The 13,600-nt window shown below is 49.6% G+C and carries 8 protein-coding genes; 2 read left to right on the top strand and 6 right to left on the bottom strand.

The window, feature by feature from the left end; genetic code table 11:
- Window positions 1-80: 80 nt before the first annotated feature.
- Window positions 81-710 (bottom strand): NAD(P)H-dependent oxidoreductase, encoded by a 630-nt coding sequence (locus tag K7A41_RS19645; RefSeq protein ID WP_265715062.1) that lies wholly within the window; start codon window positions 708-710, stop codon window positions 81-83.
- A 14-nt stretch (window positions 711-724) separates the two neighbouring features.
- Between K7A41_RS19645 and K7A41_RS19650 the strand changes: the two genes are divergently transcribed.
- Window positions 725-1,210 (top strand): winged helix-turn-helix transcriptional regulator, encoded by a 486-nt coding sequence (locus K7A41_RS19650; RefSeq protein ID WP_265715063.1) that lies wholly within the window; start codon window positions 725-727, stop codon window positions 1,208-1,210.
- Between the two features lie 16 nt (window positions 1,211-1,226).
- Here K7A41_RS19650 and K7A41_RS19655 read toward each other — a convergent pair whose 3' ends face one another.
- Window positions 1,227-3,104, bottom strand: coding sequence for a glycoside hydrolase family 2 protein (locus K7A41_RS19655; protein WP_265715065.1), 1,878 nt, complete (start codon window positions 3,102-3,104; stop codon window positions 1,227-1,229).
- Between the two features lie 368 nt (window positions 3,105-3,472).
- Complete coding sequence (locus K7A41_RS19660; RefSeq protein ID WP_265715066.1) at window positions 3,473-5,935, bottom strand: glycoside hydrolase family 95 protein; 2,463 nt, start codon at window positions 5,933-5,935, stop codon at window positions 3,473-3,475.
- Window positions 5,936-6,222: 287 nt separating this feature from the next.
- Here K7A41_RS19660 and K7A41_RS19665 point away from each other — a divergent pair, with 287 nt between their 5' ends.
- Window positions 6,223-6,849: a hypothetical protein gene (locus K7A41_RS19665; RefSeq protein ID WP_265715067.1), complete on the top strand. Its 627-nt coding sequence runs from the start codon at window positions 6,223-6,225 to the stop codon at window positions 6,847-6,849.
- A gap of 23 nt (window positions 6,850-6,872) precedes the next feature.
- On the opposite strand, the gene K7A41_RS19670 is transcribed toward K7A41_RS19665, so the two are convergent.
- The 3 genes from K7A41_RS19670 to K7A41_RS19680 are packed head-to-tail and all read right to left on the bottom strand — an operon-like array spanning window position 6,873 to window position 13,407.
- Window positions 6,873-7,985, bottom strand: a complete 1,113-nt coding sequence (locus tag K7A41_RS19670) for a glycoside hydrolase family 88/105 protein (RefSeq protein WP_265715068.1) — start codon at window positions 7,983-7,985, stop codon at window positions 6,873-6,875.
- A gap of 46 nt (window positions 7,986-8,031) precedes the next feature.
- Window positions 8,032-10,020, bottom strand: a complete 1,989-nt coding sequence (locus tag K7A41_RS19675; protein WP_265715070.1) for a RagB/SusD family nutrient uptake outer membrane protein — start codon at window positions 10,018-10,020, stop codon at window positions 8,032-8,034.
- Window positions 10,021-10,068: 48 nt separating this feature from the next.
- Window positions 10,069-13,407 carry a SusC/RagA family TonB-linked outer membrane protein gene (locus K7A41_RS19680; protein WP_265715071.1) on the bottom strand — a complete coding sequence of 1,113 codons (3,339 nt, stop codon included), beginning with the start codon at window positions 13,405-13,407 and terminating at the stop codon, window positions 10,069-10,071.
- Window positions 13,408-13,600 lie beyond the last annotated feature (193 nt).

Genomic DNA, 13,600 nt, shown 5'->3' on the forward strand with positions numbered 1-13,600 from the left:
GAAAGATGAGCGACTGATATCTGATAATACATAATATCAGTCACTCATTATCAATAAAATAAAACCTATATTATAAAGAGTTAATTAATGAAAGTAGCAAATTCAGTGAGGTCGAGCCGCACCTTCTTAAGTTGGGCGAAGTGATCGTTTTCGGCATCGCGGTATCCCAGAGCCAGTATGACCACCGACCGCAGCCCCTGCTCCCGCAGTTTCAGCAATGCATCAAATTTGGCTGCATCAAAACCTTCCATGGGAGTCGAATCTACTTTTAGCTCCGCGGCCGCAACCAAGGCAGTACCTAGGGCGATGTACGCCTGTCGGGCCGCCCAATTAAAGTTATCTTCGTCAGGTCTGGACAATATACCGCCTACCAAGGCAGCCTTGAAGTCGGCCAATGCCTCTACCGGGATGTCACGTTCACGGGCGATCCGTGCCATATAGTCATCGACCTGCTTCTCGGTGACTTTCTCATAAGCAGCAAAAACCAACAAATGGGAGGACTGCGCGATCTGGCTGTTGAAAGAACCCTCGCCCAGCTGCTCGCGAAGCCCCTCGTTTTCGACTACGATGACGCGATAAGGCTGCAAGCCCGCCGATGAAGCCGAGAGGTTGGTGGCCTCCAAAATTTTGTTTAAATCTTCAGTAGTAACCTTTTGTTTACCGAATTTTTTAGTGGCATAACGCCATTCAAGATGTTTGATCGTATTCATGGATAATTTTTTTTATGCACCAAAATTCGCGAATAATTGTTTACTTTTGTCATCAGGTGACAAAAAGTAATAGTGACATCAAGGTAACCATGGAAGAAATCACAACAGCAGAAGAGACAGGCCTGACCGAAGCGGTCACAGCAGTCGCGCATGACTGCGCCTTGCCGGCACACGAATGCAAGAAAGCCATTATGGGCGTGCATGATGCCATGTATGTGCTTGGCGGCAAATGGAAAATCTATATTATTGCGGCCCTTCTCTTCGGCCCCAAGCGTTACTCGGACCTCTTGCGGGACATCAACGGCATCTCGGGCAAGGTACTGAGCCGGGAGCTCAAGGAAATGGAAACCAATCGTCTACTGACCAGGACCGTGAGCGGCACAGCACCCCTGACAGTGACCTATGCACTTACCCCCTATGGCGAGTCTACCAAAGCGATTATTAGCATACTGGCTGAGTGGGGTAAGTCCCACCGGAATTACATCATCAGCGAGCCTTAAGTATAATATCCCGTACCTATTCTACGGGATACACTCTAGATATGGAACTGATCTTTTTCTTTTTGCCGATACGTTCACTGCTTTTGATGACCTCGGTATTTATCCACCTGACTTTATCCAAGTCGAGCTTTTCGACCTGGCGGTCGTAGGTGACCAAGCCATTGATCTCATGCTCTACATCTGAAGTTTGAGTATAGATAGCACTACTTAATCCCCTGTATATCATTCGCTGTTCTATCTCGTTGAGCAGGTAAATGTAGGTATCCGTCAATGTTTCCTTGTTAATCAATATTTCGTAGGCATTATTAGGCACTGGCCATAGGTGATTGCGTACAAACAGTCCCTTGCCACCAAATTCACCCAAGGAGGCTGCCCGCTTTTCGTCGGGTCGCGGAAACGCTTTGTCCTCCATTTTCCCGTAATGATGCATATCCACAAAGTCGCCGTTGCCAGGGTCACCCTGTGCCGGCCGGTAGCCCGGAGCATAGTTGAAGCCCGAATTGCCGTTGACAAGCCGCGTAGGATCATAGGCTTTGGTCCACCTGGTGATATCGGGTACCTCAAAGGCACCCCAATTTTCGTTAAAAGGTACCCAGGTGACGATGGAAGGCACGCTGATCAACTGGTCTATCATCTGCTTGAGTTCAGTCCTGAACTGCTGCCGCACCGCCACCGAATCCGCCTCATCTGGATACCACAAGTTGGGCATATCCTGCCATACCATCAACCCGAGCCGGTCACAATGGTAATACCAGCGCATCGGTTCGACCTTGATATGTTTGCGGATCACGTTGAAACCTGACCGTTTGGCCAGTTCGATATCATACAGCAGCGCCTGCTCAGTCGGCGCCGTGAAGATTCCGTCGGGCCAGTAGCCCTGATCCAGCACACCGATCTGAAACTGGAATTTGCCGTTCAGCAGCGTCCTATTGACGCCATCCACCTTGCCAATGCTGATCGAACGCATGGCGAAGTAGGAGTCTATATGATCCACGATACGCCCCTGATTATCTTTTAGTTCTACTTTCAGCTGATACAAAAAAGGATCTTCGGGGCTCCACAGGTGCGGATTGCGGATAGGCAGAAAGAAGGCCTCACTCCCTCTGCCCTCCACTTGGGCGACCTCCGTCTTTCCGTCGTGCGCCGTCGCCAGCACCTTAAGACTTTTTCCTTGCGTCGATACCGTGATCTGTAAACGGTTATTCTTTAGGTCAGGGATCAGTTTCAGCTGTCTCACATACTCCCTCGGCACGGGCTCCATCCAGACGGTCTGCCATATGCCCGAACTGAAGGTGTAGTCACCCTTATCACCATTTTTGCCTGAAGAAGTCTTACCATCGTTGGCGTCATAGGCACCTACGACCAGACTATTGTCGCCCGGCTTTAGAAAGTCCGAAATGTCCACAGTAAATGCGTGGTATCCGCCCCTATGGTCGCCCGCCTTTTTGCCGTTGACGAAGATGGCCGCATAATGATCCACAGCCCCAAAATGCAATAAGATACGACTGCCTTTCCATGTCGGCGGAATCACGATATTACGCCTATACCACAGACACTGCTCGCCACTCCGGGCGATGCCCGACAGTTCCGCTTCCGGGGCAAAGGGCACCCTTATTTTTTCAGGTCTGGCAGGAAACTCTGGTGCGATGGCTGCTGTCCGCGGATCCTGCTGCGAGCCGCCCCCCATATAATCCCATAGGCCATTGAGGTTTTGCCATTCGCTGCGTTTCATCTGTGGCCGTGGATATTCGGGCAGGGGTACATTGGCGTCCAGCGCCTCCTGTGTCCAAGGCGTGGGCAGCGTAAAGTCCGCTAACGATTGAGCCTCAGCATGCGCTGTCACCAGCAATGCCATTAAAGTAGCCCAGAAACGAAAGTTGATGCTTGTGATCATTCTATCAGGTTTTGGTTTGTTTCTATATGTTTGTTTGACCCGTCCCTACGCATGCTAAATTGATTTACCAAATTAACACGAAAACACCCTTCGCCATACTTTTTCGGGACAAATCATGTTTATGGTATCGGGGTTTAATAGTACAAAGATGTCATTTAAACTTTTTCAGTGCACAGATGAACAATAATATTACAAACGATACGATGGTATACCCGCAGTCTCTTTCGAGGTTAGGCGGTTCCCTAAAGCCCGGCAACTCATTCGCTATGTATACCAGCCTGAGCAACACGGTAAGCTCGTGTACGGACGGGAGGGGCCACCTTACATCAGATCGGCCCCGGGATCTCAAAACTGGAAGCTATCCCCTGTCACTTGACGGCAAACTCATAGACCTTGCCTTTGACTGTGGGGACATCATAGAGTACCGTCTGCGGTAGTGCGAATGTACCTTTCTGCGTTTTTACCGCTGGTGTCTTGATCTCATCGACAGCAAACAGAGGATTCGAATTTTCTCCGCTGGCTTTCTGCAAAGTTTTTCCCTTTAAGGTAAGCGTCGTACGATCACTTATACGGAGACGGCAATTGCCTCCGAGGGTGGATTCAATTTTTAAGGCAGTCAGGCGTCCGTCGTTCCAGCGCATGTCGATGATAAATCCGCCTCTGGTGACCAGTCCTTTGACTTCGCCACTCGGCAACTGCTCCGGCCAGGCCGGCAACAGATGGATACTTCCATCGTAAGACTGCACCAGCATTTCGGCAATGCCCGATGTACAGCCAAAATTGCCATCAATCTGAAAGGGCGGATGGGCATCCAGCAAATTGGGATAGGTACCGCCGTTTTGTCCCTGCTGCTGTTCTGGCGCCGGGCTCAGCTGGTCTTTGATCAGCTTATACGCCTGGTTTCCATCCAGCAGCCGGGCCCACCAGTTCACTTTCCAGCCCATGGACCAGCCTGTAGACTTGTCCCCACGGTAGATCAGCGAATTTTTGGCTGCCTGTGCGAGCTCAGGGTGCCGAAAGGGTGAAATCTGGCCCGAAGGAAAGAGCCCATATAGATGCGAAATATGCCGGTGATGGTCGTCGGTGCGGTCCAGGTCCTGGAGCCACTCCTGAAGCTGTCCATGTCGGCCAATCTGCATGGGGGGCAATTGCTGCAGGCACTGACGCACCGAGTCGCGCAGGGCCGCATCGGCCTCCAACGCGGTAGACGCTCGGATAAAATTGCTGAACACATCAAACACCAGCTGATTGTCCATCGTTGTGCCCGCCGAGACACCTACACCATCCGCTTCGTAACTGTTTTCCGGGCTTATAGATGGACTTACCACCAGCCATTTGCCGGAAGGGTCTTTTATCAGCACGTCCCGGTAAAACAAGGCCGCCCCCTTCAGCACGTTGTAGTACGCTTTCAAAAACTGCATGTCGCCGCGGTAGAGATAGTGCTGCCAGATATGCTGGCTCAGCCAAGCGCCCCCCATGGGCCACATCCCGTAAAAGCCACCGTCCACGATCCCTGTGATGCGCCACAAGTCCGTATTGTGATGCGCATTCCAGCCTCTGGCGTGGTACATTTCGCGGGCACTCTCCTGCCCTGTGATGGCCAGGTCTTTTAGCATGCTGAACAGCGGCTCATGCATCTCGCTCAAGTTGCCCACCTCAGCGGGCCAATAATTCATTTCGGTATTGATGTTTATCGTGTATTTACTATCCCAGGGCGGAGCTAATTTATCATTCCATATCCCCTGCAGGTTGGCCGGCTGACCACCAGGCTGCGAGGATGAAATCAACAGATAACGGCCAAACTGAAAATAAAGAGCCACCAACTGCGGATCAAAGCTGGAAGCAAACTCACGTATGCGTACATCCGTTGTTTTCTGCGCCTGCGCACTGCTGCCCAAGTCCAGCTTTACCCGATTGAAGTAGCGCTGATAATGCTGCACATGATTTTTCAGCGCTTCGCCGTAGCTGACCCTTCGGGCCTGTTCGAGTATGCGGCTCGCCTTTTGCTGCGGATCAGCCGACAGATCCCGGTAATTCTTGAAGTTGGTACCTATGGACACATAAAGTATAACCTCATCCGCATCTTGAATAGAAATCTGCTCCTCGGTAAGATCCACCTGTCCCCCTTTCACCTGCGGATACACCATTCCGTAGAAAACCACCTGTCCATCCTTGGCATCGACGCTGCCGCCTTTTCCGCGAAGGAAAAGAGCCCCCTCATGTTGGCCTATGAGCACATCCTGGTGGGGCGTCTTCCAGCTTAGGTCCATAGAAATGCTTTTCTTTTTATCGGCCGTGATCCGCACGAGCAGCACACTGTCCGCTAGTGAAGTGAACAGCTCCCGTCGGTAGCGGACACCGTTGGCTTCATACGCAACCGTTGATATCGCCCTATCCAAATCCAGTTCGCGCCGATAGTGCTGCGGGCTCCGGTGTTCGGGAAACCCGATCAGCAGGCTTCCGAAAGTCTGGTAAGGCATGCCATAATCCAGGCCCTCGGGGGCGGCCCTGGGAAATGCCCTGTTGGACAGTTCCTGCGCTTCCTTGTTTTTTCCTTCATTCAGGAGCTGGCGGATCTTTACGATATCATCATACTTCCCTTTAGGTACATTATTTCCGGGGCGGCCCGCCCAGATCGTCTCTTCATTGAGCTGGATCTCCTCCTGGGGGACGCCACCGTATACCATGGCACCGAGACGGCCATTGCCCAAGGGCAAAGCTTCGTTCCAATTTGCGGCGGCTTTATCGTAAGTCAGCTTCAGTTCCTGCGCTGGGCTCAGCGCTCCGCACAGGCATAATAGCATACAAAAAATAAGGTGTTTGATCTTCATATCAACAGATTTATGGTTTAGACAACAACATGTTGGATTCTAGCATAATCACAGTTTAGGATCCCCGATGCAGACCATCAAGAATTTGGTTATCCTATAAAATTAACATATTGTGCGCATATTGCAAGGACATTTTTACGCAATCGATCTCAAAATGATCCCATTGCAGCAGGTTCAGCCCGCCAAAGCCGCAAAAAAATTCTACCGGGCAGCGGCCTTTTAAGCACATAAGCCCCGCAATTGAGGCTTAAGTACCAAACTGGCACAAAAATGGCTGATTTTCCAGTATGGAATTACGTGTAAGAGAACTGCTGTTTGCTTTGGGCACCACAGTACTGATGGCTGCCTGTGGCCAAGGCAGCGCCGACAAAAAGACAGTATCAGCCGATGATAGCGTCACGACCGAACGTCCTGCACCGATGGCAGCCGCCGCTGGAATACGGCTCCCCGACAGCCCGCAAAATCTCGTGCTAATCCGGGCGTCCAAGCAGGCCCCAGGCATCCTGGATAGCGCCGCCTTAGACGCGCTCGACGAGCCCTTGCGGGCAATGGCAGCCTTCTACGCTGCTACGGGAGGTACCGACTGTAATGGAGCACATTGCGCTTTGACCACCGCCCTAAAGCTTGGCAAGCAGGGTTCCGAAGCCCATAAATCGCTTATTGCAAGATATTTTCCGACCGATAGCCTGGCTCAGCAGACACTTGCCCAAGATTGCTATTTACGGCCCAGTGGAGCATCCAGTTTTTCAGAATATGCCTCCCTGAGCTTCAGTACCCAACAGGATACTGTCACGGTAAACTACAGATTGCTCTTATATCATCGCGGCAAGGCAGATTGGAAAAACGGTTCCGACAAATACATTTTTAAAGCCGGAACCTTCAGCAATATCAACCGGGAGATCTTAAACAATTAGCTAAACTTGATAAGCAGTAAGGTCTAGCTGCCTCCGCCTTCCAACAGCGCATTGATGCACCACATATAAGCTGCCTGCCCATGGTAGTCACCGGTATGGCGTGGGCGGTCGTAGTAATACTGCTTATCGTTCTTTTTATTTGTGCCTACGCAGACCTCTGATACTGCCCCCACCCCGTCCACATACTTCGCCAAGGCCAGCCAGGCCTTCCTGGCAACAGGGCCATACACCTTGGCGTTCAGCCATCCCTGCTTAACACCCGAAATGATAGCATAAGCAAACATGGCCGATCCAGAGGTTTCCGGCCAACAGTCTGATTGATCGATCAATTGATTCCACATACCACTTTCGGTTTGATATTTTCTAAGGCTTTCCATCATGGTGTGATACCCCTTCAAGATACGCTTCCGGTCTTGGTGATGTGGCGGCAGCACACGCAGCAATTCGGTCATTCCTGCAGCCACCCATCCATTGCCGCGTCCCCAATAAAAGGGGACATCAGGCGCGTGATAAAATAAACCATTCGGACGCTGCAAATCATCTAGATAAAGTACCATTTCCCTGGCGGCACGGTCGAGGTATTTTGGATCCCCGGTAGCTTTAAAAGCTTGTGTCTGTACGATGGTAATCATGTACATATCGTCGATCCAAAGACGCGTCTGCCAAGAATAACCTTTTTGCGCCCAGTCTCTCTGCTGCTGGGTAGCATGTTGCGGCACTTCCCATTGCGTATCCGCATAAGGCAACCCCAGGTCCAGGTAGCTTCTCTCGCTGGTTAGCTGATACAGCCGCAGCGGTAAGCTTCCAAACATATTTAGATCTACGTGATTTTTGATCGGAAGCAGGTTGCTCTCACTGACAACTAATTTTGAAAACCTGTCTTTCATTGCCTGCATCAGCTTCCTATCGCCGGTTAAGTTGGCATAGTTAATCGCTCCCGCCCAGTAGAAAGTTTCGGGATAACTGATCCATTTGCCGCCATGAAGAGCATGTTTGCCCTCGACAAAGCGATAAGCAACTTTATGACCGATCTCTTTCGGATCTGCGCCCGCAGGAAAATTTTCGAAGTCCGTTTGTGCAATCAAAGATGTAAACGGAAGAACTAATAAAAATAAAAACACATACTTTGTCATCATTCAATATCCATATGAAGTTTAAAAATAATCGTTGGCAATCCGGTATTTATTCGAACTTGGCCTCGTCCGCCACTGCATCTTCCCATTTATCCCAGACCGGCGTTGCGGGGTTGTAGCCATCATAACCATAATTTTGTTTTAGCTGGCCTTTAATATTCGACGTAATTGCCACGTTCGGAATCGGCCAGTACATATTCTTTTTGTCCATGGTGTACTTGATGTCGCTCAGGCCGGTCGCGCTCACATGGATAACACCTTTATTGTACAAGCTGTAATGCACGATACGTTGATACCAATAACTTCCGCCGCTGGCATCAGTACCTGTCTGCTTGTCAAAATTTTCCAGATTGTACACATTGCCCCATTCATCGGGTCTGCCGCTGCGGGCAAGGCACAGCGATACGCGTTTCAATTCCACATTCCGCCATTCCTCCCAGTATAGTTCACGGGCCCGTTCGTTCATAATATCACCAATAGTCACTGCATCCTGGTACAACTCTGTACATTTGGCGCGTTGACGCACGGCGTTCAAATCATCTTTGATCGTGCCGTCGGCCGGATTGATATAATATTTCGCTTCAGCACGCAGCAAGTAAGCCTCGGCCAGGCGATACAAATACCAGTCTGCAATACCCCCATTTGTCGCCCCGCGCAGACCGTCCGACCCGTTGATATTGGCTTCATTGACGGGGTCATCCAGATAAAATTTATAATGAGGTACATCGTACCAGCGGCGGATGGAATCCGTGCATAACAATTTTCCTGTTTCCGGATCTTTCAGCGAGATCGGTTTTCCAAAATCTTTTGAAGCTTTGTTGTTGACCTTGTAATCTTCCATCCGGACCCAGTTTCCCACCTTGGAACTGTGGCGCAGGTCCCCTTCATCCATTTTGCCATTGACGCGCCATAGCCCCCGTGACTGGAAATCCGTTGGCCGGAAAGTTGCTATGCCACGACCAAATGCGCGCATGTAATCGTATTTAGGGTTGTAATCCTGACTGTTCCGTTTAATGTTTAACAAGGCCTGTTTGCCGTCAGTAGTCTGTAGGCGGCCGTCGAACACAAAGGGATATAAGATTCGCATCGTCAACATCTGTACGAAAGCTTCGGCATCCGCACCCCGATTGGGCATTCCCATGATGACCTCACGATTGGACGGGATGAGCTTGTTCTCGGGGCGGTGCATATCCCAGATCACATTGCGGCTGATGGGCCAGGTCTGCGGCTCGCCCCCATCGTTAAACGAGCCAAAGCTTTCGGTCATTAAGGAGTATCCTGACTGACCGATCAGAATATCCGTCTGCTCTTTCGCTTTCTGGTACTCCCCGAGGGCCAGGTAGCACTTCGTCAACAACATGCGGCAGGCACCCTTGTTGACCATGCCTATCAAGTTCATACTTTTTTGATCAGGAACCCATTCGACCGCAAATTCCAGATCTTTGGTAATCATTTGCAAAATAGCATCACGTTTGGTACTGCGGTAGTTTTGCTTGGGTACGTCAATAATAGTCGTGACCAAGGGCACGTCCCCGTATTCAAATACCAGCGCCATATACCGAAAAGCACGGTGAAAGTAAGCACGCCCTTTGTAGGCGTTTTTGTCCTGCTGGCTCAATGTCTCTACCTGGTCCACGTATTTGATAATGGTGTTGGCGTAGCTGATCCCCTTATACGTCTCTTCCCATAAATACCACATGCTATTCGATCTGTCGAGATTTTGTAAGCTCGAATTGTCGCTTGTCGGTGTGAGCATGTTGGCAACGTCGGCCATCATGCTACGCTTGTCCGTATTGCTTGCCACCATCAGTTCAGAAAAAATATACTCTGTTCCCAGGGTTAGCATTTCGTTGTGATCCGTGGCCCAATAGCCTTTCAGATGACGGTCACAGATGGCCATGGCCGATAGCAGCCCAGACTCTGTATTGAAAGTCTCGTTGGGTAAGTATATGGACAGTGGATCTGGCCGCAAGAATTCTTTCGAACAGCTAGCTACTAAAAGCGTACCGCCCAGCATCAAGGCGATACCTTTGCACATAAAGTTGGATTTTTTTATTAGATAGTTCATTTGCATCAATTGATCAGGTTATAAAGATAAATTCACACCGAAGGTAAACACACGTGAGGCCCAAGAGCCTGTTTCCGGGTCGCCGTACTCCCAGTCATTTGTCCAGGCAGCCACATTGCGTACCGTCCCATAGAGCTTGACCCGATTTAAGTTATACCTCGAGGTCCAAGAGGCTGGAAGGGTATAACCTACAGAAATATTGTCCAGGCGGATAAAGGAGCGATCATACAGTCTCTGTGCCCCTTCCGCTCCTACGGGCCCTTTTGCTTCGATGCGACCATAACGGTCCGTAGGGTTGTCGGGTGTCCAGTATTCTTTTGCGGGCAGGTTGGCCAGTCCATAAGCCATCCGCCCACCATCGTCATCATTATTCAAGTATTCACCCGACAAGCTTTTGTGCCCCATGTACGAATAGATATTAAATGAAACACTGAGGTCTTTCCATAAGGTAAATTCATTTCGCATTGACCAACGGAAGCGGGGGTCTGTCTGTCCTAAAAACACTTTGTCATTATTATTGAAAACCGGTTTTTTGGAGCCGTCGGCTTGCAGGGCATCGTCGGCAGTATAATGATTCGTCACTTTTGGATCGCCGGGTGCCTGACCATATCGCGCAGCTTCAGCCGCCTCATCGGCCTGCCAGATGCCAGTCACCTCATAATTCCATAGCACACCGATCGGCTGGCCGATAAACCAGCCATTCGAAATCTCATCCATTTCCTTTTGGCCGACGACGTTTCCATTGGCATCGATGACATCTTCGAAGTTATTATAGAGATGTACAATCTTATTTTTATTGTACCAAAAACTAAAGGTAGTGGACCATTGCAGGTTATCTTTTTTCAGGTTGAGCGTATTCAGTGTTAGTTCGATTCCGGTATTGTCTACCTGTCCCAGGTTGGTGGTGATCCGGCTAAATCCCGTAAAATTGGGCAACTTTTGCTCCATGATCATATCGTGGGTCTGCATCAGGTAATATTCCAAAGTACCTGAAATCCGGTTTTTGAAGAGTCCAAAGTCCAGACCAAAATTCCATGAAGTTGTCTTTTCCCACTGCAGGTTGGGATTCGCCAAGCGGTCGACCATCAAATAACGGTATAAGACCAACTCACCAGCGGCATTGAGGTAGCCATGCATTTTACCACCGCCGGGATAGAGATTAGCAAGCGCCAGGTTGGGATCTGCGAGCTGCCTGTTACCGTTTTTACCGTATGAAGCCCGCAGCTTGCCATAGTTCATGACATCTCCCCATTTAAAGAATTTTTCGTTTGTAAAGTTCCAGGCCAATGCCAGAGATGGAAAAGTCGCATAAGGGTTAGAGGTACCAAAAGCCGAATAGCCGTCGCGCCGGATGGAGGTGGTCAGCATATAGCGGTCGTCATAAGAATAGAATAAACGAGCCAATAAGGCATCAGCCGTCTGATGGCTGTCGAAGCTATCGTAACTGCTGTTTTCTTTCGAGCCATTTTTGGTATTGTGAAAGCCCAGTGCATCCGAGGGTAAAATATTGCGGGCTTCAATACGGTCTTTCCAGGATTGCTGTTCCTCCGCCTCCTGTACCAAGGTCAACATCAAGTGATGTTTATCTGCAAAAGTATGGTCCCAATTGATCGTGTTGTTGAGCGACCAGTCAAAACGCTTGGTCTGCTCACGGTTGGCACCCCGATCCGCAGGGTTCGATCCCGGCAACTCTGCCGACATGAAATAGCGATCATGAAAATATTGCAGGCGTGGAGATGCATTAAAGGAATATGTAATGTTAAAGGGTAGTTTTATTTTCGCATTGAAGATGGAATTAAATACCGTATAGCCTTTGTCAAGCTCCAGATATTTCTTCTGGAAATCATAGTTGTATCCCCGCTGACTGAACTCCTCACTTAGCGGATATTGTAAGGGATTGCCATTCGCGTCGGCGTAATCTGCAAAAGGGCTGTTACGTAGCGTCTGATCGATATCAATGTCAATATTCCCATCTGACCGATCCTGAAAATTCACGTTTGCTCCCAATTCCAGCCAGCTATTTACGTGCGCATTGACCTTCATATTTCCCCGAACGGCCCTATAGCTGTCGCTGATTACCGTCCCTTCATTTTTCAGGTACCCCATGGACAGGTAATAATTCACCCTGTCGCCCGCCCCGCTAACGCTCGCATTATAATCTTGGTTGAGCCCCGTTCGAAAGGTATGATCTGCCCAGTCAATCGCCTTTCCGTTCAGAAAGTTTTGGAGCGCATTTCCCTGCAGGCCCAATCGGCGGCCCCAGATACTTCGGTCAGACTCGCCATTCTCATTGTTCGAAAGTGCACGCCAGGCATCGATCGACAACGATGTGGGCAGCTGCCCCGGGTTCAGGTAAAATCCATAAGGTACCGTCAAATTTCCGTTATCGTCTCGGGTTTGATACGCTTCATAGAGGCCGGTCTGCGGGTTGATGCCATATGTATTTTTTGTATACCAATCTTGCCGGTGCTGCATGTATGCCTCTGGCGTAAATCGCCTGCGGTATTCACTCAGTTGTGTGGCTCCGACATTCATGGTCATGTTGATCGTGGGTTTACCCTGCTTGCCTTTCTTGGTAGTGATGATAATCACGCCACTCGCTGCCTTTGAACCATAAACAGCGGCAGCCGAGGCATCTTTTAAGATATCAATCTGCTCGATGTCGTCTGGGTTGATTTCCGAAAGCTCGCCATAGAATATCATGCCGTCGAGCACAAGCAAAGGGTTATTGTGCCCACTATTGCTATCATACACCGAACGTTTGCCACGCACTTCAATCGAACCGCCACCTTTGGCCGAAGCGTCATATCCGATATTCATCCCTGCAGTACCCCGCAAGATATCCTGTACGGTTTTTGGATTTTCATTCGCTATCCTATCCGGTTGAATCTGCGTCACCGAACCCGTCAGGTCTTTCTTACGCATGGTGCCGTAGCCCACTACCACCACTTCGTCCAGCTCGTCTGCTGATGCATCGAGCACAACGTTGAGCACTTTGGCGGCTGTGAGGACCACCTCCTGGCTCTTATAACCAAGAAGCTTAAAAACAAGCTTTTCTGCCTTTAAAGGTGCAGCTATCACGTAGGTGCCATCAGCCCTTGAGACCGTACTGATCGGGCTACCCAGCACAGTTATGGTTACCCCCGATAGCGGCTGACCATGGCTATCCGATATTTTGCCCGTGATCTCGCGGGTTTGTACATGAAGTCTGTCGATTGATCTGACAGGCACGTTGGCTTGTAACGCGGTGATGGGACCACCGAAAGCAGCGAGGCACATCAGGCAGGATGTAGACACCCATTTTCCTTTTCCAATGCCAGAAAAATGATCTTTTTTTAGTTTATAACCGTTTCTCATAAAGCAATATTAACTTTAGACGTTTTAGAAATTTTATAATTGGCTTCCCTCTACAAAGGAATTTTAACTGTAAAAGTCCCGATTAACATCTAGAAAAACAGTACCTAATCGTATCAAAAAAGTGCTATTTTGTCTCAATAACGCTATATACGGAGTAAAGAAAGGTGTAAAACGATAATAAACAAACTAATTC

This window comes from Sphingobacterium sp. InxBP1, from assembly GCF_026191775.1.
Taxonomy (GTDB): Bacteria; Bacteroidota; Bacteroidia; order Sphingobacteriales; family Sphingobacteriaceae; genus Sphingobacterium; species Sphingobacterium thalpophilum.